At 40.4% G+C, this 23539-nt stretch carries 20 protein-coding genes and 1 pseudogene; 16 read left to right on the forward strand and 5 right to left on the reverse strand.

What is annotated here, in order from left to right:
* Positions 1-115 precede the first annotated feature (115 nt).
* From LC586_RS33250 to LC586_RS33290, 9 genes are all read left to right on the forward strand, one after another.
* The gene (locus LC586_RS33250) at positions 116-1096 is read left to right on the forward strand and encodes a type IV secretion system protein (RefSeq protein WP_229489736.1); all 981 of its coding nucleotides are present in this window, start codon (positions 116-118) and stop codon (positions 1094-1096) included.
* 41 nt (positions 1097-1137) lie between these two features.
* Positions 1138-1812 (forward strand): hypothetical protein, encoded by a 675-nt coding sequence (locus LC586_RS33255; protein WP_229489737.1) that lies wholly within the window; start codon positions 1138-1140, stop codon positions 1810-1812.
* Positions 1809-3302, forward strand: a complete 1494-nt coding sequence (locus LC586_RS33260) for a hypothetical protein (RefSeq protein WP_229489738.1) — start codon at positions 1809-1811, stop codon at positions 3300-3302. The genes LC586_RS33255 and LC586_RS33260 overlap by 4 nt, the downstream gene beginning before the upstream one ends.
* Positions 3299-4084 (forward strand): hypothetical protein, encoded by a 786-nt coding sequence (locus LC586_RS33265; protein ID WP_229489739.1) that lies wholly within the window; start codon positions 3299-3301, stop codon positions 4082-4084. The genes LC586_RS33260 and LC586_RS33265 overlap by 4 nt, the downstream gene beginning before the upstream one ends.
* A gap of 58 nt (positions 4085-4142) precedes the next feature.
* A complete protein-coding gene (locus tag LC586_RS33270; protein ID WP_229489741.1) occupies positions 4143-5327 on the forward strand; it encodes a hypothetical protein in 1185 nt (394 codons plus the stop codon).
* Complete coding sequence (locus LC586_RS33275; RefSeq protein WP_229489742.1) at positions 5324-7087, forward strand: type IV secretory system conjugative DNA transfer family protein; 1764 nt, start codon at positions 5324-5326, stop codon at positions 7085-7087. Before LC586_RS33270 ends, LC586_RS33275 begins: the two co-directional genes overlap by 4 nt.
* 52 nt (positions 7088-7139) lie before the next feature.
* Positions 7140-7556: a hypothetical protein gene (locus LC586_RS33280; RefSeq protein WP_229489743.1), complete on the forward strand. Its 417-nt coding sequence runs from the start codon at positions 7140-7142 to the stop codon at positions 7554-7556.
* The gene (locus LC586_RS33285) at positions 7549-8796 is read left to right on the forward strand and encodes a hypothetical protein (protein WP_229489744.1); all 1248 of its coding nucleotides are present in this window, start codon (positions 7549-7551) and stop codon (positions 8794-8796) included. Before LC586_RS33280 ends, LC586_RS33285 begins: the two co-directional genes overlap by 8 nt.
* 187 nt (positions 8797-8983) lie before the next feature.
* Positions 8984-9169 (forward strand): hypothetical protein, encoded by a 186-nt coding sequence (locus LC586_RS33290; RefSeq protein WP_229489745.1) that lies wholly within the window; start codon positions 8984-8986, stop codon positions 9167-9169.
* Positions 9170-9394: 225 nt separating this feature from the next.
* Here the strand turns inward: LC586_RS33290 and mobF are convergent, their stop codons facing one another.
* On the reverse strand, positions 9395-15241 hold the full coding sequence (mobF, locus tag LC586_RS33295; protein ID WP_229489746.1) for a MobF family relaxase: 5847 nt from the start codon (positions 15239-15241) through the stop codon (positions 9395-9397).
* Between the two features lie 597 nt (positions 15242-15838).
* Here mobF and LC586_RS33300 point away from each other — a divergent pair.
* The 4 genes from LC586_RS33300 (at position 15839) to LC586_RS33315 (ending at position 19164) form a co-directional block, all read left to right on the forward strand.
* Positions 15839-16966 (forward strand): ParM/StbA family protein, encoded by a 1128-nt coding sequence (locus tag LC586_RS33300; RefSeq protein ID WP_229489747.1) that lies wholly within the window; start codon positions 15839-15841, stop codon positions 16964-16966.
* 37 nt (positions 16967-17003) lie between these two features.
* A complete protein-coding gene (locus tag LC586_RS33305) occupies positions 17004-17522 on the forward strand; it encodes a hypothetical protein (protein WP_229489748.1) in 519 nt (172 codons plus the stop codon).
* A 13-nt stretch (positions 17523-17535) separates the two neighbouring features.
* Positions 17536-18324: a hypothetical protein gene (locus LC586_RS33310; protein WP_229489749.1), complete on the forward strand. Its 789-nt coding sequence runs from the start codon at positions 17536-17538 to the stop codon at positions 18322-18324.
* Between the two features lie 438 nt (positions 18325-18762).
* Positions 18763-19164, forward strand: coding sequence for a hypothetical protein (locus tag LC586_RS33315; RefSeq protein WP_229489750.1), 402 nt, complete (start codon positions 18763-18765; stop codon positions 19162-19164).
* 186 nt (positions 19165-19350) lie between these two features.
* On the opposite strand, the gene LC586_RS33320 is transcribed toward LC586_RS33315, so the two are convergent.
* Complete coding sequence (locus tag LC586_RS33320) at positions 19351-20136, reverse strand: DUF2958 domain-containing protein (RefSeq protein ID WP_229489751.1); 786 nt, start codon at positions 20134-20136, stop codon at positions 19351-19353.
* A gap of 110 nt (positions 20137-20246) precedes the next feature.
* Positions 20247-20594 (reverse strand): hypothetical protein, encoded by a 348-nt coding sequence (locus LC586_RS33325; RefSeq protein ID WP_229489752.1) that lies wholly within the window; start codon positions 20592-20594, stop codon positions 20247-20249.
* Positions 20595-20767: 173 nt separating this feature from the next.
* On the opposite strand from LC586_RS33325, the gene LC586_RS33330 reads away from it, so the two are divergent.
* The 3 genes from LC586_RS33330 (at position 20768) to LC586_RS33340 (ending at position 22076) form a co-directional block, all read left to right on the forward strand.
* Entirely contained in the window at positions 20768-20974 is a 207-nt protein-coding gene (locus tag LC586_RS33330) for a hypothetical protein (protein ID WP_199349876.1), read from the forward strand.
* Between the two features lie 39 nt (positions 20975-21013).
* Positions 21014-21250 (forward strand): hypothetical protein, encoded by a 237-nt coding sequence (locus LC586_RS33335; RefSeq protein WP_229489753.1) that lies wholly within the window; start codon positions 21014-21016, stop codon positions 21248-21250.
* Between the two features lie 190 nt (positions 21251-21440).
* Entirely contained in the window at positions 21441-22076 is a 636-nt protein-coding gene (locus LC586_RS33340; RefSeq protein WP_229489754.1) for a hypothetical protein, read from the forward strand.
* Positions 22077-22212: 136 nt separating this feature from the next.
* Here LC586_RS33340 and LC586_RS33345 read toward each other — a convergent pair whose 3' ends face one another.
* Positions 22213-23049, reverse strand: a complete 837-nt coding sequence (locus LC586_RS33345; RefSeq protein WP_229489755.1) for an SWIM zinc finger family protein — start codon at positions 23047-23049, stop codon at positions 22213-22215.
* Positions 23050-23054: 5 nt separating this feature from the next.
* Positions 23055-23414 (reverse strand): annotated as a pseudogene (locus tag LC586_RS33350) (helicase-related protein); the annotation flags it as partial.
* Between the last annotated feature and the right edge of the window lie 125 nt (positions 23415-23539).

Below are 23539 nucleotides of genomic sequence, written 5' to 3' on the forward strand. Positions count from 1 at the left end.
TGAGGCTCTCAAACAGGGTTTAAAAGATTTAGTCGAAGAAACTTCCAAATATAATAAAGAATAGTCAGTGGTTCGCGACAGACCATCGCGAACCACTTTTTCTTTTCCACATCCCGTGAAAAGTCAGGCTATTGATGGGGTAGATTTGATTGTCAAATCTTTTGCTAATGATTGGACAGAGCTAGCATCTGGGACAAGTTCTATTTATACGGCTGTTGTGGCTGTATCAATGTTGGTTGCAGTAGTTTTAGTCAGTTTTGCCTCCTTGGGTTGGTATAGAAAGTTCGCTGAAGAAGGTTTTTCTTACAATTTTGTAAGTGAAATGGTTTTTCCATTGTTAGTAATTGTAATGCTGACTAACAATGGTTTTTTATTGGCTAATACCACAATCGCTCTAAAAGATGTATCTGTAACTTTAAATAGAAGTATCCTAAGTATTACTAGAAATGGTGTAAAGTTAAAAGATGCTATCAGGAATGTGAATGCCGATCAGAGTTTCATTTTAGCTACACAGACAGCTTTGGCTAAATGTGAAAAACTTGAAACTTCTCAAACAGATAGTAACGGTAACACAACAAATCCTAGACAAACTTGCATCAAAAAGGGTATAGAAAAAGCTCAATCAGACGCGCGCGAAGCTAGAGAGAAAAAGGGGACTGGTTCAGGTTCGGGAAGCTGGAACCCTTTGGATATTGGTGGTGAACTTGTCAATAGTGCAATTCAAGGTCTTGTTTATGTGATCCTGAGTGGTTTATCCGCAGGTTTCCAATATATAGTGCAATTATCCTTTTTGTTAGTTGCTTACGTTGCACCTATATTCTTGGTATTGTCTTTGCTGCCTTTTGAAAGCAAGCCCCTTTATGCGTGGTTGTCCGGTTGGCTAGGTTTGACACTAATACTAATTTCATACTCGATAATAGTAGGTATAGTTGCGAGTGCGATAGTTGACAAACCTTCAAGCAATCCATTGTTGATGCAACTAATACAAGCAATTTTTTCGCCATTACTTGCAGTAGCCATTGGCACAGGAGGGGGGATGTCAGTATTCACAGCTTTTACTAGTGGAATTAAATTCTCTGTGGGATTAAGAAAATGAGGCTACTATAAAAAAAAGAATTAAATTTCACTCCAATATTTTTGATAGGGAATGCAGTATTACTGAGCCTGCTACTGTTAATAGAAATAATAAATTTTGCGAGAGTGGGAACTATAGCTAACTCGAAAGCACCGACATTAGTAGAATTAAATGATGGAGAATCTATAAGAGTTAGGGCGATACATAGTGAGGAGAGATCGGCTCAAGCCATCAGGTATTTTGTCGGGCAAACACTGACAGGGTTACTGAGTTGGAATACATTGCCAAAAGTGACTGGTGACTACGATGCAGACCCTACTAAAAAATTAAAGCTTGATGCGGGTGTGCAAACAGGGAATAGCAAAATTACAACGAATGTATGGGCTACAGGGTTTGCGTTATCAGAAGATTTCCGTGCTGAGTTTCTGAAAGAAATAGGAAATATTACACCACCAGATGTATTTAATGGTACGACTCAATCAATTTTAAAAATCAGTTTACTTAGCGAGCCTAAAAAAGTAAAACCAGGTAAGTTTCAAGTAGATATGGTAGGGGAAGTAATAGTTTTTCAGGGTAATAATATGGTTGGCGAACCAATAGGGTTTAACAAAAGTGTTTTTGTGAGAGTGATAGACACACCAACATTGCCGCAGATTTCATCTGAGTTTCAACAAACAGCTTATCGTGTCCGCAAAGCAGGTTTAGAAATATATAAAATTCAAGATTTGAATTTATGACACAAACGCAAGAATCACCCGCAGTAAATAAAAGAAACGTTCAACCTCTAGAAGAGTCAGCAGAACTTTTAGCAAAAGAGCAGTCAGACACAGCGAACCCAGGTTCTTTGGATAAGAAAGATAAAGATTTCGCCGCGATGAATGGGGTAAGTATTCAGCTTGAATCCTTAGCCGATACAGAAGCTCCTGAACCAGAAGAAATCACAACTACTCGTACAATCCCGCAAAACCCACTTTTAAAGATGGCTGTTATCGGTGGGATAATACTTGTTTTTATAATGATTGTTGGCGGACTAATTAATGGTTCTATGAATGCCCTGAACTTTTCTCCTACAAAAATAGAACCACCAAAAACTAATCAAGAAACAATAGAAGAACCAGTCAAGGATGAGACAGGACAAAATAAAACAGCTTTAGCTTTGACTAGCCAGAATGTGGAATTTAAGAAAATCCGCGATCAAAAAACAGAAGCAACATCAACACCAACACCAACACCTAGTTCCACATTCACACCTGATCGGATCGCTCCACCACCAACGAGAACAATACCCCAGCGTACACAACCAGTAACAGTTTCTAGAAATCCCTCTCCACCTAGAATTAATACGCCGACTAGACGTTCGTTGCCAGTTTCTCAACCTCAACCTCAGCCAATAGCACGAGTTAGCAAGAGCGTAAGCCCAGCTGTAAAAACTCAACAATTAGACCCGATGCAACAATGGCTTGCTGTTGCTAATGCTGGTAGTTTCAGTAGTTCAGTCAACTCTGATGATGAACAATTAAACCCCAGTGGGATAAAAGGGGGAATGGGGTCAAGTACAGAAATTAAAAATCAAACTACCGCACAAACAACTGATTATAATACAAAGCGTATTTTAGTTGGTAGTACTACAGAAGGACGGCTAGAGACACCAATATTTTGGGGGACTAGTGATGATATCGGTCAAAATTACCTGATTAAGATATCTCTTCCTTTGAAAGCATCAGATGGTAGTGAAGTGTTACCCACGGGATCTTATCTGGTAGCTCAATTGACTAATTCAAATGGCTCAGGATTTGCCCAATTGCGTGGGGTTTCAGTTTTAATTAATTCCGATGGGAACACCCAAGAAAAGAAACTGCCAGAAAACGCTGTTTTAATCATGTCTAAGAACGGCAGTTTTCTAAAAGCTGAATCTCGCAAAGGTAGTAATTTAGGAGGTGATTTGATGTCGGCTGTAATTGCCGGGGTTGCCAAGGCTGCTGAGATCCAGAATCGCCCAACAAGTCATACCAACATTAGTTATAATGGATTTTCTAGTAGTACAACTACTAATGATGATAAAAACATCACCTCTGCTTTTGGGGAAGGTGCATTTAACAATATTCTCGAAGGTATTAAAGCATCTAATCAAAGTCGCTCTGGGCAATTAAATAGCCAAGAAAAAGTGTTCGTGATTGATGCTGGTCAGACAGTACAGATATTCGTTAATCAAACGATTTCGTTATGAGAAAAAATCTAGCCTTAGCTGCAACATTATTGTTAATTAACTCTCATCAGGTTTTAGCTGGAAGTGTTAGAACTGTTTCCTATCAAGATGTTGATTCTAATTTCCTGGAACTGAAAATTTGGAAAGGTTATGGACTGACGATTAATTTGATGTCTACTGGAGAAGTTATCAAGCAAGTTTGGATTGGTGACCCCTCTAGAATTACTTTTACCTCAAACGGAAACTTGTGTCAGAAAAGTAATGATAATTCTAATGATTCAAATTGCAGTCAAGGAAATGCCACGGTTTTATTCTTGCGGCAAATCACACCAATTAAGTTCGCTAATTTAACTTCTTCTTCGGATGGAAATACACAAATAACCATCATTACTAGTGGGTCAGACGGGCAAAAACAATACCAATTTAAATTAATTCCTGCTACAGGAAGTCCATCTTACACTAGTCTGGTGATTAAACCAGATTCGGCTCGTCCATTACCTGTAGTACCTGTAGCCATTAAACCGGAAGTAGTCCCAACTACCTTAGATAGGATACCAACAGCAGCAACTATAAACTCTATATTACCTGGTAGGGCTTTACCAAGAAATGATGCTAATGCTCTTGTTTATGGTTTAGCGATCGCTCATAGTAATGGTCAAATTCAAGAGGGTTCAATAACTTGGAAAAAAGCTCAGGATGCGATTAAATTACTACGTCAGGGCAAGAGCAAAGAAGAAGCTATTTCGCGTTCTGGTGTTAAGGAGGAAGTTTTTAATCAGTTAATTCAGTGGGGACAAAAATAATGCTTTGCCCTTTTTTACTCAGATAATTATCGGCTTTATTAATTAATCAGGAGAACAAATGAAGTTGAAACAATATTTATTAACAGCTATGTCTTTAATTTCATTTATCTTACCTGCCCCATCAAAGGCTGAAACTCCGACAATTACCTATTCGCAAGGTCAATATCTTGTTCAGGCTCCAGACTGGTCACGAATCACATGGGATAATCTCCCGCCTGTGCAACAACCGGGATATCTAAGCATTCCACAGAATCTCATCTCGCTATTTGGATATGACCCGTCACGTTCCTGGTCAGCAGGACAAAAAGTTGATTCTGTTGTGATGCTGGGTGATGCGGATGATGCATTTAAAATGTCCAGTTTGAGCCTGAAATCGATAAGTTCAATCGCACCAAGTAATAACAAACTGACACTAAAAGATTTTGGATTAATGCAATGGCAGACACCAGCATCACTAGTTAAGTCCATCCCTAGTTTAGGAAACTTAAGCCTTCAAAAAATCCCACCAATAGCCGCCTTATTGTCTAGAAATAGGGTATTAAGTGGTAGAAACATTTCTCAAATTTTACGGTCAAACCCGGAAGCAGGGAATCTCCCTTTAGGTAAGCTTGATTTAAGCAAGTACTCGTTAAACTCTATACCAGGATTAACATCAACTCCCTTGGGAAAATTCAAGTCTTGGCAGCAAAGTTATATTAACCAAGTCCCTGGATTAAACCAAGTACCCTTCGATAAGATGCCCCAACCAATTAATTCTGGTGTTGGTGTTGTAGGAATTGCTTCTGTAGTTCTTGGTACTTCTGAAAGAGGTGATGCAAGGGTTGGAAATAATTATTTTATCTCTGGCAGTGTAGTAAGGGGCGATAAAACTGTACCTACTGCTTGTGCTGCTGGGAAAGAATGCTCATATCTAGAAATGGGCGATTTCTCAGGTTCAGAGGGCGCATTATATGGAAAGCGCTGGGCTTCTGGGTCATCACAGCAGGTAAAAGGTGGTTATGGTTTCTTGGCTGCGGTCAATTCCGGGAAGGAACCGACAGGACGGTTGGTATATGGTAGTGGATTCAAGGTTGCATTGACCGGAGTAAATGAATCATTTGGTACAGCAGACTTTGGGTTGTTCTTCAGGATCTGTGTCCGTCCTCCTTTTATGCAAAAAACTTGTACCCCCTATTTTATTGGGCCAGTGCCCTGGCTTGGAGTTAAAGAGAATGGGTTAGTTATTGTGGGGAGCGGACAATGACAACAACGACCAACACGCAAGTCAATGCAAACCAATTCATTCCACCAGGACTCTCTTCTGCACTAATCTCACCCGCAGGACTGGGGTTACTGGCTTGTGGTGCGGTGATTGTGGTAGCCAAATACATAGATGCCAAAAGGGGTAAAGCTAAATTAGCAACTGCAAGATGGGGTGGAACAGCAGAGAAGACAGCAGCCCGTAAACTAGCGTGCAAACAAATAAATAAACGTAAACATAATCGTGTGTCTCTGTACGTCGGCACTCCCAAGAATATAAAAAGTGAAATTGTCAATGGCATCAGGAAAACGTGCATTCCCGAAGATCCAGTAACCCTTTACTTACCAGACGCACAACGGGGGATTTTCGTTTGTGGTGGCCCAGGTTGTGGAAAATCATTTTCAATGATTAATCCGTTGATTCGTTCAGCAATAGATCAAGGATTTCCCTTAGCACTTTATGATTTTAAGTATGCAGAGCAGGAATCAGCCACAGCCGCATCTAAAGGACAAGCACCAATACTGGCCGGATACGCCGCTTTGCGTGGTTATCAAGTCACCGTCTTAGCCCCAGGATTTGCAGAATCTGCGATCGCCAATCCAATAGACTTTCTTCGCAGTAATGAAGACTCAGAAATGGCGCGGCAACTTGCGATTACACTCAATCGCAATTTCCAACTCGGTGATAAAGATTCTGGAAATAGCTTCTTTACCAACGCTGGCGATCAGTTAGTCCAAGCCGTCTTTATGCTGGCAAAGGGCACAGAGTATCCAGATATCATGATGTGCCAAGCGATACTAGGGTTGCCAAAGTTAGTTAAGCGCATAGAGCAAGCAGAAAATCTGAATTTCATGGTTAGAGAGGCTTTCGCACAGTTTGTATCTGTCGCAGGGTCGCCAGAAACAGCAGCTAGTATTGTGGGTACAGCTAGCGGATTGTTCAGCCGATTCATGGTTCCCTCTGCATTAGCAGCGTTTTGTGGAAAAACCAATATCCCATTGGATTTGAAGGGACGGCAGATGGTGGTATTCGGTATGAACAAAGAAAAGCGTGATGTAATTGCCCCTTTGCTAGTCTCCATTCTGCATCTATTAGCTAGCCGGAATGTGGCTAATAAGCGTACTTGTCCTTTGGTTTTGGGGATTGATGAATTACCCACATTATATTTACCAGCACTGGTTGATTGGCTCAATCAGAACCGCGAGGATGGACTAATTTCTATCTTAGGTTTACAAAATCTCTCAATGCTAATTGAGGCTTATGGAGAAAATACAACGAATGCCATCTTTGGTGGTTGTGCGACTAAGGCATTCTTCAATCCCCAAGATGATGTAGCGGCGGAACGTTTTAGTAAGTTTTTAGGTGAAGAGGAAATTAAATACAAGCAACGTTCTCGCTCATCAGGAGGAAAGGGCGGTGCAAGCATTTCTAATTCTGACCAAAACAGTACTCGCAAGTTGTTTGATGTCAATCAATTTAACACCTTACCAGAGGGAAAAGCAGTAATTATTAGTCCCGGTTTTCGTTCTCGTGGTCAAATAAGTTTGCCAATCTTGCAATCAATTAAGATTCCTCAACATGAAATCCAATCTGAAGCTGACAGTGTGAAAGCTTGGTACGAGTTTCAAAAGTTCTTATCTAAAAAGTCTACTCTCTTAACTCCAGCAGATGAAGAAATGAAAATTCGCCGAGCCTCCGCAATAAAATTGTTACCTTTGATAGAAAATCAAGAGCAGTTATCAGAATATGCAAGCCTGATTTAAAGTGATATTTTCTGGGCTAAAATTGAAGTTGAAAATAGTTAGGATAAAATTCATGTCGTCAAGTAATTTTTACCCGCTCTCCGATTATGACAGAAAACAAATTGCTAAACTACCTCCAGATATAGCAGCCCTAGCAGATAAATATCCGAGCGAGATTTTAAACACTGCTGATAGTTGGGATAACTTGCCTTTTGATGATAACTATCTTCCTGAGTGCCTTGAAGTCTATAGCAGCGATGTAGATGATGCCAATATTTTTATATTAAATGGTGTTCTGAAAGATTATGTCCCATCTCATGCTGAAAAAAATATATCATCGATAACAGTGATGATTGATGGAGAATTTGCTTACATTGAAGTTGAAGGTAGACAGGTTCTTAATAAACTCGGTGGGATAGTTTTGCCAGAAGTAGCGATTAATCCCGAACTGTTAATTCAGTCAATTATCAAAGGCGAAAATAATGATTAAGGATGGTGAAGCGAATGAAATTAAGCGAGATTATCTAGACATTTTAGAATCTCTCCTGAAACTCATCCATGCGAAAGCGAAAGAAAAAGGATTAGATCCCAGCAAGGATGTTCACATTTACTCTAGCTCTAGCAAAGTTTATCAAGGTACATTAGGAGAATCACCCTCTAAAAACTTATTAACGCCGACGATAGTAGAGAACTTAAGAAAAGCTCTGTCTGACCCGAAAAATTCTCAAGGGGCGATTTCCATTAAAATTGGTAATGAAAAAGTATTTCATATTAAAAATGGAGAGGTATTGACTGACAAATTAGGTTTAGCTCCCCGAACGCAGAAAAATGAAGTTGTAAGTAATGAGCGAATTTACAGTGTAGAAGCTTTGCAAAAACAAGTGGCTGTTTTGCAATCTAAACTAGAGTCGCAACAAAAACTTGTTGACAGTCTTAAAAAAAATGAACAAACACCTGAATCCTTGTCAGAACTGGCTGCTCAAGTTAGCGAAATGGGTAAGTCTTTAGAAAAGCAACAACAGTTGATTGAGAACACCCAAAAAGCTTTGTCCCAAGTAAATGAACGGTTTTTACCACAAGTTCAAAATACGGTTCTTCAAAACTGGGTTGGGTCAGTTGAACGTCAGGTAAAAAAAACAGCTAAAAACGCATTTGAGCGCCTTTTAGATGCGCTGACACCTGAAGTCACCAAGCTAAGAAAAGAAATTGCACAGATGAAAGCTCAAATAGAGCAACAAGTTACTAACCGACTAGATGAAGTCAGAGAAAATACAGATAACGTCAGGGATGAATTCAATCAACAAATTGGGAACTTAACTCAAGAGTTACGTACACAAGTAAATGGCGTTAAAAACACTGTCAATCAAAGTTTTATGGGTGTCAAGTCAGCCATTGATAATACTCGAACTGAACTACGGGCTGCTGTCGATGATGTTAAAGGTCAGGCAATTGAGCAAAGTGTCAAAGCGCTGCTGAATATCTTGGGCAAAGATAACTCTGATGGTTCTAAAAGTTTCAAAAGTACAACTTTTGATTTTGAACGTCTTGGCGATAATGTAATCGTTCGTGCCAAAAACGGCGAGCCTGTTCTCACTGACGGAGTTTTATCACCTAACGTAAGTGACCAACAGTTACAGGCACTTGATAAGGTTCAATCTGTCGTTGATATGCATCATCAAATTCAGCAGGATTCTCAACAAGAATCACAATTTAGAAATATACACAGGTAAATCCAATTCGCAATTCGCAATTCGCAATTCGCAATTAAACTCAGACAGACATTTCGGGGTGGGGTTTTGAACCTTTACTTTTTTGATAAAGCAGAGGAGTGGAGGGGAAAGAACTTATATAAATCTCTCCTCTGCTCCCCATCTCCTCCGCCCCCCCGCCCCAGAAAGCTCCCCCAAGGTGGTAAAAATGCTTATTATTGCTTTGTTGTTTGGACTGGGTGGGATAATTTTTATAGGTTGGCTGTTTGGTTTTTTTCCACCTCCTCTTCCTGAGCCAAAGTATCGCTCCCAAGATTTTAAACCTGACCAATTACCAGCCAAGAGTACAAAACTGACTTTTCACGGGAAGTCTTCAAGCCTCGAAAAAACGTGACTTTTTCTACAGCCTAATTGTCAATAGCTTTAAGTTAATGAAAATAGCTAACGGAAAAATCAGGGTTTGGAAAACCCTCAAAATGGCCTTTTCCACATGCCGTGAAAAGTCAGGAGTACAAAAGCGTCGTCAATTTCACCTCAAAATTTTGTACCATTAAGCCCAGTACCAACGCAAAAGGCTCTCTTAGCTAAAAATGATAACTGATAACTGATAACTGATAAGTTAGCGCCGAAACCGGATCTGCTCACCGTTGTCATCTGACTGTTGAGGGTTTATTTTCAATCTCTTCAGAATCAATGGTTTGTCATCTCTAATCAGTTGCCTAACGATGTTCATTTTCTCCTCAAAAGTCAAAGCTAAAGCATCAGTTGTAACACTCGTAAATAACTCGCTGACCTTTGCTCCTGTTACCTTTTCACCTTTGACATATTTTCCTACTTCCATAACTAAAGCAGCCAATCTTTCAATATCTAAACCCTGAATCGTCTGTTTGAGATGCAACTTTAATTCTGCTAGTAATGTTTTAGCTAAGGTTGAATCAGTAGCTGATTGCTCAACAGAGTTAGAGGTGGATAAAATAGCTCTCTTCTCTACATGAGATTGCAACTCAGCCGTCAATGCTGTTTCAAACTCATTGAATGTACTTTTAGCAGCAACAAGTTGTTGATGAGATTGAGAAAGTTGTTTTGTTAACCCTAATACTGTTTGGGTTAAAGCAGACTCGATAGCTGATTGCTCAATATAATCAGAGATTGATAAAATGGCTCCTTTTTCTGCATGAGATTTTAACTCTTGAGTCAAGGCTGTTTCAAAGTCATTAAATGCAGTTTGATCTTCAACCAACTGCTGATGGGATCGAGAAAGTTGTTCTGTCAATCCTAATACTGCTTGGGTTAAAGCAGACTCGATAACTGATTGCTCAATATAATCAGAGATTGATAAAATAGCTCTCTTTTCTGCATGGGATTGCAACTCAGCCGTAAATACTTCCTCAAAGTCATTAAATGCAGTTTGATATTCAACAAACTGCTGATGGGATCGAGAAAGTTGCTCTGTTAATCCTAATACTGTTTGGGCTAAAGCAGATTCAATACTTGATTGCTCAATATAATCAAAAATTGACAAAATAGCTTTCTTTTCTGCATGAGATTGTAACTCAGCCGTCAATGCTGTTTCAAAGTTATTGAATGTAGTTTTAGCAGCAACGAGTTGCTCTTTGTATTGAGAAATTTGTTCTGTCAATCCTAATACTGCTTGGGTTAAAGCAGACTCGATAGCTGATTGCTCAACATAATCAGAGATTGACAGAATAGCTTTATTTTCTGCATGAGATTGCAACTCAGCCGTCAATGCTTCATCAAAGTTATTGAATGTACTTTTAGCAATAACAAGTTGTTGATGAGATTGAGAAAGTTGTTTAGTTAGCCCTAATACTGTTTGGGTTAAAGCAGACTCAATAGCTGATTGCTCAACATAATCAGAGATTGACAGAATAGCTTTATTTTCTGCATGAGATTGCAACTCAGCCGTCAATGCTTCATCAAAGTTATTGAATGTACTTTTAGCAATAACAAGTTGTTGATGAGATTGAGAAAGTTGTTCTGTTAGCCCTAATACTGTTTGGGTTAAAGCAGACTCAATAGCTGATTGCTCAACATAATCAGAGATTGTATTTAAGAGTTGTCTGGTGGCTGGTTGTGAAGAATGGACATAATTTGCTTCTCTATTAAAAATTGTTGAATTTTGTCCGTTAGCTTGTCTTGAGAGTTTCTCTGTTCGTTGACCTCGAAGCCCATCATCTGTAGAGCTTTGGTTAATTCCTGCAATATCGTCTCCATGCTCGAAGACTTTTTCGAGTTCAGCATCTCGGTTAATTGCTGCAAGAAATTCGCGTGACTCGCACTCATTTCGGTTAGTTTCTCGGTTTGACTCGTTTCTAATAACTTGATTAGCTCGCTCATCTGCTGGCTGTTGGTTTGTAACTGCTCGATTTTCTGGGTCAATTGCTCTATCTTCTCGATTAGCAACTGTATCTGAGTTAGGTTGTTGTCGTTGGTTAAAGTCATGGGTTTGTACCTGTGGTTTATTTTGTAAAAGATAGGGAACAGGCAATGGGGAACAGGCAACAGTTTTTTCTATTTCCTCTTCCCTGTGTGTTGGTAAGAGATCCAATTTGTCATTCCCTGTTGCCCGTTCCCTGTTGCCTGTTCCCTCAAGTTGTATAGAACGTTGTTCTGGTATCGGCTTACGCAAAGGTGCAAAAGCCGCAGCCTTTGAATGCTGATTCTGCTGTTGCCAGTCCCGAAAAGTTGGAGCAAGATGACTCAATTTCTCGTAAGCGAGTGGCCCACTTGCGGCGATGAAATCATCAACACCTTTGTCTGGGCCTGGCAAGTTGATGACTTTTACTCTTGCTCCAGCTTCTTGTAACAATCTTCCAGTCACTGAAATATCTCGTTCGATATGGAGCTTCGTTTCGGGCTTGGTTTCATAGTCAAAGCAGAACTTGAAAACTCTCCCTTGTGTGGCGAAAACTGCTAACTCTTCATGAAGATAAGACTTACCGATTTTTTTGCCAAACTCATCTTTGGGAGTTCGGTATCCCGCCGAAATCCCAGGTAGCCCAATGGCAGCATGACCCTGACTCAACAGACTGGCTGCTTTTTTCGCGCCTTCTGCTAGAGCACAGGGGATATTATGTTTCCAGACACAGTACCAAAACCCCGATTTGCGCTCCCGTTGCGTGGGGTTAACTTTGTGTTTGGAGTAGATGCGTTCGGCAATATCTTCAGGGACATTAAGCAAGAATATACTTAATTCAACCTTTGGGGGATGCTCATATTTAATGAATTTCCCTTCAATTACCTGGTTCTCCTCATCTTTTTTGGGTCTAGGTGTGTTCGGCTTGTAACATCCCCATCTTTTAATCGCAGGTTTATCACCTGGTGTTAAATCAGCAAATGAACGCGCATCAACTCCAGCATCACACCACCAACCGCCAGCATCAAGATGAGAATATGCTCTAATTAATCCCTCCGTCAACCTCCCGGTATTTGTACGATTAAGTTTTTCACTAACCATGAGTCTTTCCCAAGCCTCATGCTCACCACCTGCATAGTTGAACTGAAGACTTTCAAAGTTTTTTGCCGCAATGTCCGGGTGAATGGCGCTATTTTCAAACTCTTGCCAGTGCTTTGGTTCAATAAAATTGGGTACTTCTTCTGATTTTTGAGGTATCCAAAATACTTCTGTTGGGGCAGCAGTTTTTAATACTGGTTTTTCAAAAACAGGAGACTTTCTATCATCTCTATGTTTCTCTTTGGGAGTGGGTTTGGCTACAGTTTCTAAACTCGTCGTAACTAATGGAACTGGCCGACTAACTGGTAAGGAAACTTGTTCTGTAACTAGCGGTTGAGCTTTCAGTACAGGCTCTGCTATTGCTACTTCAAGTTTTACTATTGGCTGATTAGCTCTTGGACTGACCGAGGCAGTTTTCGCCTGAATTCGTTCCATTTTTAAGGAATTCATCAGCAATTCTAAAGCGTTATCTTTGGCTTTAGACTCTTGCGCCAGTTCCAGCAATTCTGATTTGTCTTTAGTATAAAGCTTGACGTTATGCCTAGCTCGACTAATCGCCACATAAAAACTTTCTTGCCCAATGGTGTAATCTGCCGCAATCAAGGCTAGGTCAGTGGTTTTGCCTTGGCTGCTGTAGATTGTGCTGACAAGCGCGTAGTCTAAGTTTTGCGCCTGTTTAAGGTTAATAGTTTCAGTTCGATTGCTATCTAAATACTGAATTTGGGCGGAATCTCCCTCAATCGCCGTAACTACAAATTCTTGACCATTGCGCCTTTGTAATTGGCGGTCATTTTTCTTCCATTGCAAGCGATCGCCTACAGCAATCTCAATTTGCTCGCGTTGGTAAACAGCTTTGTCAAAATTGGCATCTACTTCTAACTGCTTTCCATCGTCTGCTTTCAAAATTAATCGGTCGGTGTTCTTGCCGACGACTTCATACAATTTGGCTTTCTCTAAACCTCGGCGTTTGTAATTGCGCGTTGGCATCACCACATTACCTAGTTCAAAGTTATGGGTATAGCGCAGCTGCACTTTGGTCAAGTTTAAAGCTTGCAACTGGGTAATGTTTGCAGTTGCCCCTAAACTTCCTTCAATTTTTAGCTTGCCTCGGATTGCCTGGGTAAGTGCCAACTTCTCTACATTTGTACCAGCCAGTACCAATGTTCGCGCTCGTTGCTCTTTCGTTAATCCTATATAGTCAGCAGCAATTATCTCTCTTGTAGTATCGGGTGATACTTCCTGAATACTGCCTATTGCCGATAATTGCTTAAATCCTGCTTCTACTCTCCCATCTGCAATTAGGTCTACTGCAATTTTTAACTCTGGGTTACGCTGCCTGTTTGATTGGTTTAAGTGCGCGGTCTTGATGCCAGCTTGTTGCAAGGATTTGAAAGGGTTTCCAGCTTCGACAGCCGATAATTGCTTGGTATCGCCAACTAGTAATAGTCTTGCTCCCTCAAGGGTAGCTCTCTCTAACAGGGCATGAGCATCTTTGGCACTAAGTAAACCTGCCTCATCCACAATCCAAATTTGATTTAATTCAAGTCGGGGTGCTGGCTCAGACACCAATAAACTGGCTACAGTCTCGCCTTGTATGCCTAGCTCCTCACTTAATACCTTAGCCGCCATCGATGAAGGGGCAAAAGCTTTGACTGTATAGCCTTGGGCTAGTGCGATCGCGTTTAATTCCTTGAGGGCGAAAGTCTTACCAGCACCAGCTACCCCTTGCCACGCAATGAATTGGTCTGTTGTCGTTGCAGCTAGACTAACTGCCTGCTGCTGCCCAAGGTTTAGTGAGGTTTTCTCTAAAAGGCTTGAAGCTACTTGTGTATGCAGTATCGGATTAACTGCTCCAATTCCTAACTGCATCAACTCAATCGTCGCTAGTTCTCTTTTTACTGCCGTCCATGTTGTATATTGTCTTTCCATTCCCGGCAGAACGATTAACTCCTGATGCTCCTTGATTAATGGCTCAAGCGCATTTACATCAGTTAAAAGTCTTTCAGAGAGGATAAATTTTTCTAAATCTTCAAGTTTAAAGGCAACATTCCTCTCACTGCAATGAGCGATGGCATCTGCCAACGCATCTTCAACGTTGGGTTCGGCAAGAGAATCAGCAACTACTTGACTATTTGGCTCAGAAGGCTTGATGAAACTGATGCCCAGTGCCGCAGCTTCTTCATACCACAGCGATTTGAGTTCTGCCTCTTTCCACTTTTGCTTGCGTTGACGAGTAGTATCCCAAACTTGGTTTCGCTCTGCCCATGAAGAAGATGCACCAGCAAGAGCTACGATCTGCTGCCGCCGTTTTGAGAACCCCTCTAAATCTTGTTCTTTAAAACCTTTAATCTCAAATTGTCCATGTTTTCTGAGTTCTACCTCATACCCTAGTTTCTGGACTTCTGCCGCTAGATAGCTCTGGTATGCCATCCCCAGGAATTTCTTGTTAGCAAATATCTCACTATTCACCAAACTCATCCACTGACCATCATTAGCTTGCGTCGTATTCATGACTAAACAGTGGGTGTGCAGATGTGGATCTAAATCCCGACTCTCGATGTGGTCAAACTGCGCGACCACCAAGTTACCCGTGTTTACCCTGTGCCTACCGTTGTTTTGTGTCACCCTCGTTATGGCATAACGCCTTTCCATCAGCCCGATCACTTCCTTTAATGCTTGATGGTGCGCGGCGATTAATCTTGAATCCCCACCGACCAACGCCATTAGGCTCACACTCTTGGGCGCAGAAAATGTACAGTCTAGTGCTGCTCTACGTTCTTTTTGTTTCAGCACCCTCGCATTAAGTTGCTCAAGACCATCGGGCGATCGCCCTTCGATTACATTGGTAAATTCAAGCTCATTATCAATTGACCCTGACAATCCAAGTTTCTCTGCACCTAGTCCACTCCAGCGTGACTTGCCCTGGTGGTAGTAGTTTTTGACAAAGTACTTCACCGCCATCTCTGAGGAAACGTTGGCAGCTGTTAGCATTGTTCACCTCTGCTAACACCCCTTCGGGGCGGGAACAGGGAACGGGCAACAGGCAACAGGAAACTCTTAAAACCAAGCTGTTCACTTTCTTGCTTATTCTCTCTTTTCTGTTCCCTGTTCCCTATTGCCTGTTCCCCTTTACACAACTTAACCCAATAACCATTGCTGCCAAAGTTCATTCCCGTCACCAAACAAAATTTTGTTTGATGCCGAGTGAAGAAATTTTGGTAAAACTTTGACGACAACAATTTTTTTATTTTCCAACTCTGATGTTTTTTACTATAGCAAATTACGCTGAAAAACTTTCCGCAAAATTTGGCGTACTGTGCGTCGCAAATGAAAATTTGGATGCCGTGGAAGTGCCGTGGATTTGACATAAGAGTGACATACACTAAACATGAATTCGACTTGTAGGAAGTTCTAGGAAGTGCCAGGAAGTGCCTTTTAAATGACATAAAAAGTTAATTTATTTGCATTATTTTTACTTGTTTTATCTTACAATTGGCTGAAGAATAACATCAGTTCATTCTGGCTGTACTGGGATGTTTTGCTACAAATAAATTACAGAAAATAATTTCTAAATAGGAGGTGGTAAGTGTGAGTTTGTTAAGGGTAGTGATAGACCTTGGTAGTTCATCTTCGAGGGGCTTTTACACATTAGAACCATTCCATCCAATGTTGATGTTGATGGAGCCGGAGGTAGCGACAGTGCCGTTAGGAAGCTTAGAAGCTTATGAACGGAACAAGATGGGAGAGTCGAATCCTGAAGATAGTGCTTGGATTGAATATGAACAGAAGTGTTTTGCAGTAGGGTTCTTAGCCAAAAAGCGCTTCAATGCTGACAAGCAATTACAAAAGCGGAAATTTGAGTTAGCTTTGGCTAAAGCGTTGGCGATTGTGGGAGCGATCGCAGACAAACACAATTTAGAAAATAGGTCATCGGTTCATTTAGGGATTTTGCTGCCTTGGGGAGAATTTGAGGATCGAGAGTTATTTCAGAATTTGGTGAAGACAGCCCTTTCTAACTACAAATTCAAAGGATCTTCAAAAGCATTTTCACTAGAATTATTTATTTGTCTTCCTGAAGGAGGGGGAATCTTGAGTAGAGGGCGAGATGCTAGCTCTAATATCAAAGAACAAGCGATCGCGGTTGTAATGTTGGGTTATAGAGATATAAGCATTCTGTTAATCGAGCGTGGAGAAATGCGTAAAGGCAAAACAGAGCCTTTAGGTTTCTCGAAAATGGTTGAATCAGTGATGAATCAGACATCGGGGTTGAACGTAGATCGTTTGATATGGGCGATTTGTAAGACAAAGAAAAACTCTTCTTATAAAGCGTTGAGTGAATTAGCTTCTAGTGTAGAACCAGCCTATAGAGAGCATGAAATTTCCCGAATGCGTAATGCCGTTGCTAATAGTAGACAGGAATATTGGATGATGCTGTCTAACTGGTTAAAGTTGCAAATTCCTCACAATGTTGATGAAGTGATTATCGGTGGAGGGACTGCACATTATTTCCAGTCCCAGTTAAACAACTTGTTTTCATTTTCTAATGTGAACTGGTGTGAAAATTTGGAGGCACAAATCGTCAATAATTTTCCTCAAGTCTCTTCTAAGTCTCTTAACTATCGATTGACAGACGCTTATGGATTATTTTTCTTTCTCTGTAGTCAGGGGATGAGTCTAAACAAAGAGGTTGTTGGGGCAGGTGGGGCGAATGAGTGAAAGAAACGAAAGAGTTGATTATCGGTGTCGAATTTCCATGAACAAAGAGCCGTCTAGTATTGCTCTAATAAACTACATAAAGCAGGGTGATGGGATTGCTGAGAGGGATAAGGTATTACCTGCCTTGTTTGGATATTGGTTGCCTTTTGCTTTAAAGGCAGATGGGAGCTATTCTGAAGCCGAATTAAGACAACATGCTATTCGTGCAATTTACAGATTGAAACTGCACATTCTGCTTCTATCTGAAGCCTTTTTACTAGAAGATTTTCCTGTCAATTCTTCCTCAAATATTTCTGCTAGACCAACAGCACAAGAGATGGGATTAAATCTGCCTGTATCTAATGTGACTAATAAAAGCGTTATTGAATCAGAAATATTTAATGATCTGAGGAATTTTGAGGAAAGCCTATCAAATTTGATGGTATCTAATATGACTAACTCTAATGATGAAGATGAGACTGACGAGGAGGAATTGATTAAACCAGCAATACTCAAACCAGTGATAGATTTTCTAGAAAATCAAAATGACAATGCTGTTGGACAAATGTTCGGTTAGAAGGAGATGAGTAATGCCTTACACTAAAGAAGCCTTGCAGAATATGTATTCTCTGTCATCAGAGGATGTCTTAGCAACATTGATAGCTTGTGGACTGACTGATGACACACAGGAATACTCTGATGCAGAGATTGAGACTCGGTTTGATATTGTTCGTCAGTGGTTCAAGGATGGACAAGTATCTGATTATCAAGAAGCTACAACACTTTTTCAAAAAAGTTTAGAGGAGAATTCTGCACCGAAAACCAGAAATGAGAAAAAGTCTGCCAAAAAAGGGACTAAACCATTAGATATAACTGAATTGTTGATTGCTGCTCGTGAACAGGGATTGAAGCTCACCTTGACACAAGCTTCCAGGATTTTGGCTTTTTGTGGATTAGGAGAGAAAGAGGAATATACCCACCAAGAAGTTGAGCGTTTTATCCAAACCTCTGGATTCGTTAGTGAAGAAACACCTGATATTTCCAGTAGCATTGGAAATATTAATACTGAATCAGAAGAAGCTTTAGCTGGCTTGGTTGATAGAGTTACAGATTATCTGGCTGAAAAAATTCCATCGGGATTAGTTAAGGACTTGTACGTTCAAAAGGCCCTAGCCAAGTTAGGACAACAATCTCAAGGAAGCGATTATCTCTTTGCTCAATTAGAAGATAAGATTATGCAGCAACTTGAGGGAAAGTCCCAGACTCCAACTCCCTTGCAGAGGTTGCTGGAGAAACATCGGGTATTTTCCTTACCCCCGACTTCTCTTCAATTAATGGAATTGCCCAGCGAATCAGAGAGCGATACGACTACCAGCTAGAACAGGAAATTCATAACAGAGAACGCACCATTGATATCCAAGTAGATAAAGCCTCTAATGCGAAAGCCACCCAACTTGCTGCCCAAAAGCTTTTAAAGCTCCAAGCTTGGAATGAAGCACAAACACAACGTCAAAAACTTCGTCACAAGCGGTTTGAACAATTCAAAGAACTTCTTTTTTGGGCTGGTGCTTGGGTTGGCTCTGGTCGCTCTGGTACTTTATTTTTCCTGGCTGCCATTGTCACATTCACTACTCTTGGGCTAATCGCAGGACTTAACTGGCCTACCACCATCGTTTGCAAAAGTGACTCTGAGGGATGTTATTTACTGCGATTGGATAAGAAAACTGTGATTCTTCCCCAACAATTCAAAAATATCCTTGCTGAGTACGAACGTAATAAGAACAAATCCAAACCTCGTAAATAATTAAGAAATGCTCATGTCTGAACTACAACAAACCAAGCTTTGGGACGATTGGGATGATATCAATTTATCAACTTCTGAACGTCGCATTGAACGCTTAGAAATTCTGCTGTGCCAAAAAGTACACAAAGGCGAGGACATATCTGAATGTCTGCAAGTTTTGGAGTACTTGAAAAATCGCACAACTGAGCAGAAATTAGAAACTGTTTTATTTCAACAAGTTCAGTCGAAACTAGCTTTTAATTCCTGGCATAAAGTAACTCAAGCTGGCTTGGCTTTCTTAATCACAATTACTTGCTTTGGCGGACTTTTTAAGTTAGCTAGTTTAGCAACATCTAATAATTCTTTGTCGGAATTGTCTCTAGAACCGCATTCTATTAAAGATGCTCCGCATCAAAGGCAAAAGCATTATAAATAAGTTGTAAGAATTCAGGAGTCAGAATTCAGAATAGTTAAATAATCATCAGAACATTTGATGGATAAATATAATAATTATTCTAGATTACTTATAAATTCTGGCTTCTGACTCCTGGGTGCGGAATTCTTACGATAAGTTTAATTGCAGTGTGGTTATCTTCTGAGATGACCACACTGCTATCACCGACTATTCTATACTCCACCCATCAAACAGATTGGGCTGATCTACCCCATACTGTCGCTGCACCAGTCGCCGCAGTTCTGCTACTGAGTTAGCCGACTTCATCAAAATCAAGATTGAGGTAACGTGCGGTGTCAATCTCTGTTTTGTTTGGTCAGAGAGCATTTGGTGTATCTTGTGCTTTCTGCGTCCATTAGTCAGCACTGGATTTACAATATCAAGCTTCGCTTTTTCCTCTGGTGTCATCCAGTTATAAACAAACTCCCAGTAGACCTGTCCATTTCTAATATGTCGCTTATGCAGTTTGGTAATACGTTCTAGATTCTCCTCAAACTCGCTCTCAAACATCCTCGTCCAAGGCTGGGGTGTTTCCAAAATGCGGCTAAGTTCCTGTCGCTGTTTTCGAGACGATTGGTATTGGTCAGGCAACCATCCTGTTTGAGCTTGGATGAAGCTATTTATACCAATTGCCCCAATTGCATCTAAAGCGATTGCTGCTTCGGTTTTACCTTTACGCGAAAGTGGTGTGGGTTTAAAGTGCAAATCACGCTCGATTCCAATACCCAGCGCTCCACGATATTTTTGCAGTTCATTTAGACTGAAGTAGCCTAACTCTTCTTCAAACCCTTGAACTAAGCCGAAAAAAGTATCCTCACCGTCAAACTCAGTTACGTACCAAGTCCAGTTCCCTGAAGGGGTGAAGAATTTCACATAAACAATCGCATCTGAACATTTTTCCTGTGCATAAAGAACAGGCAATTGAGCGCGGATCTCTGCGGGTAATAATTCCATTGCAAAAGCTCTATTAAGTGAAGCTAAATGAAGCGAATCAAAATACTGAAAAAAGCTTGCAACAGCTAGAACTATGGACAAGATATGAGTTCTAGCTGTTGCTGATGGGGTTAGCTTAGTACTAAGGTTCGTCCGCCGTGGCTATCGTACAACCATCCGTCAATTAATCTCAGTCCTGGCGTGGGCAGCGGCTCCACCTTTACTGGTACGTCTAATAATCTATCTACTTCATCACTCCAAGCATCAAACGCGACTGACATTTTCTCTGCTGCTGCTACTAATTCAGTGTTGAGTTGCACTAGCAAATTGAATTGATTAAGGAGAGTATTTTTAATTTGCTGCTCAACAAGGGAGTAGTCTATCTTCGCTTCTTGATAAGCCAGTCGTAAAGAAGTAACAGAATTGGACTCAGTGGACTGTGCTTCTTGAATCGGTGCTAATCTTGTAGTAATCATCATTTCCTTTATCGGTTTTGGTGAAGGGGCGATCGCCTGACCTGAGAAATCTGCGATCGCCCGAAGAATTGTTTATATTTATATAATACCAAGACCACCTGGTAATAGCAATGTTTTTTTGATATAACTTACTTATCATTTATGCTATTATTTACCGAGTGGACTAGGTAAAACTTATGAGTAATCGCAAGGCTTTTGAAGGTATTAGAGAAGCTACACAGTTCAAAGCTGCCGGAGATGAGCCGCTGACTGCCAAACTCGATCTCAAGGTCACACAAAGCGTGAAAGACCAGCTAAAAGCAATCCCTGGCTGGCAAAACAAGGTGAGGTCAGCACTCTTAGAACTGATTAAGAATTACTCTCAAGATGAGCCGAGCAATTAAGGTTAGGTTAATCCCTAGTTACTTATCCATTCTCTAGTCATGACTGTTGAGCTATCACAATTACAAATTGCCCAGCCAGTACGGTATTTAATAGGTATACATAATGGCAAAACTGCAAAAATCAGTAATATTAGAAAATCACCCCTCAGTATTAAAGACACTCATGTTGTAATGCTGACTTTTGATGATGATTCATTGACGCCACACCTGAAAACTCAATCCTTGACCGCATACAATGGAATCATCGCCGAATGTGAGATTGATTCTAAGAGCTAGATTTATTTAACTACTATTTATTCAAATGAGCGAACCGATCGTACAAACCTTGGTCGAGAACGAATTCGCCAAATTCAAACCAAAGCAATCAGTATTCTGCGCCATCAGCAACACACGATCAAAGATTATCTTGTTAATTAAAAGTTTATGAATAGTCAATCACAATTACAGCCTCCTCCTGAAACCTTTCTTGCTCCAACAAGAAGCTCTAGAGAGATCCTTCTTGTGGTCAGAAATTCCAATGTTGCCGGAATATCAATCTCTCAACCGTACCGAAGCGATCCTAAAAGTATTGCAAAAACACAGGGGTACTGTATGTCACATAGATTTTGTGGTACGTTCGCTCTATGGTGATTTAGAGCCAGATATTTTCAAATTAGTAAAGGGCAGAGTTCAATCTACATTAACTTATGGCAGAGAAAGCGGTAAATGGTCGCTTGTTCCTGGTAAACCAGGTTCTTTTACCCTAGATTTAAAATTGCTTAACTCGAATCGTACTAGTTCTTCTAAGAAGAGCAAAAACAGAAAACCTGACCCACAGGCACAAACTAATACTATACCAATGCAAGGAGAATTCTCCGGGCAGTTTTTGATTGATGCGCTGACCTCTTTGTTGGAACAAAATCCGAGTAAAGTTTTCAATGTGGCGGAAATTATCGAAGAATTATATGGAGAACTTGATCCATCAGATGTTATAGAAGTAAAGCCCAAAGTCCTGAACGAATTATCACGAGGGCATCGCACAGGAAGATTTTCAAGAGTACCTGAAGAAATCGGACTTTATACCTGGGACTCAAAGTTGTTGCAACAGGCAAGTTCTAGCTAAAATATTATGTCTTATCTACGATAACCATTGGAAAAATATTCGCCCAGATCCAGTTGAGCCAGAAACAATACACAGAAGCATGAGTAATGTCATTGGCATTATTTAAGTATTCAAGAAAGCGGAAAACGAGCTAAAATCAGAACTGATGATTTTTGGTTTTGACTCGCTGATACAGTTCTTCCATTGTTTCAATAAAGGAAGCATCATTATGCCAAAAATCAGGAAAATCTCCTTGTTTCTTAATCAAAATGGCTGAGACACTACTGACAGTTGCAACTTCAATAGTTTGTGGTAATCGCTTTGTACCTAACCAAAATTCCCTGGCATTTGGGATTTTGCTAAGAGATTGCTTTTCTAGCTTGGTGTACAGCGAATTAGAAAGTTCTAAAGGCATTTCCTTAATATTCAGTTCTTCAGATAAAGCTTTTCCCAAAGGAGAATCAGCTAATTTGGTTTGAAGTTCTGCTTTCGATAATCCCCGTAATTCAAATAACAACCAGGGATTATTATCTAATTGAGAAGCCACTAAATAGTAAACTCCAGCAATGTGCTTACAGGGATTAGCATAATCTGGGCAAGAGCATTTAGTTTTGAAATCCTTACTACTATGGGGCAATAAATGTAGTCCCAAATTAGAGAAAGTATCTTCAATATTTTCCGGGACTTCATTTAGCAGCAATCGAGAAATGATACTGGCTTTAGAAGAAAGCTTTTGGATAGCTTCATTCCAACGGGTTTTAGCAATAGGTGTAATCTGAATCTCTATATTATAAGTTGGTTCTTTGTAGACTCCAAAATAGGGATTAACTGAGCCTCTGACTTTGGCAGTAATTTTATTTAAGTCAATCTCCAAGCTTTTGACTTTACCACCGCTAGCATAAGACCGTCCTCTTTTGAGTCGGTTATCATCTGTAAAAGCTTCTAGTGCTTGAATAAAGCGATCGCCCCACCAAGTTCGACTAAATTTAGCCATAATATCTACTCCAAAATTGCACTCTTGTTCAATGAAATCAACCGCTTAAAGGCTTCATTATCTAATTCGGTGAGCCAAGATTCATCACTACCAACAACAGCATTAGAGAGTTTTTTCTTATCTTCAATCATTTGGTCAATTCTCTCTTCCAGAGTCCCAATGGCAACAAATTTATGCACAAAGACATTCTTTTTCTGACCAATACGGAAAGCACGGTCAGTTGCTTGGTCTTCCACTGCTGGGTTCCACCAACGGTCAAAGTGAAAGACATGGTTGGCTTTCGTGAGGGTGATACCTACGCCCCCTGCTTTCAAGGAAAGGATAAAAACCGATGGTTCTGTATTTGGGTCTTGAAATTCGGTAAGGGACTTGCAAGAAAATAAAATACCAGTTAAACAGGCACAATAGTAATATCCCATTTGGGTAATGTTTCAGAAGGCTGCCATAGAGTTTGGTACTGTTCTAACTCTTGTGATAAAACTTTGATTCC

Origin of the sequence: Nostoc favosum CHAB5714 (genome assembly GCF_020829495.1) — a bacterium.
Lineage (GTDB): Bacteria > Cyanobacteriota > Cyanobacteriia > Cyanobacteriales > Nostocaceae > Nostoc > Nostoc favosum.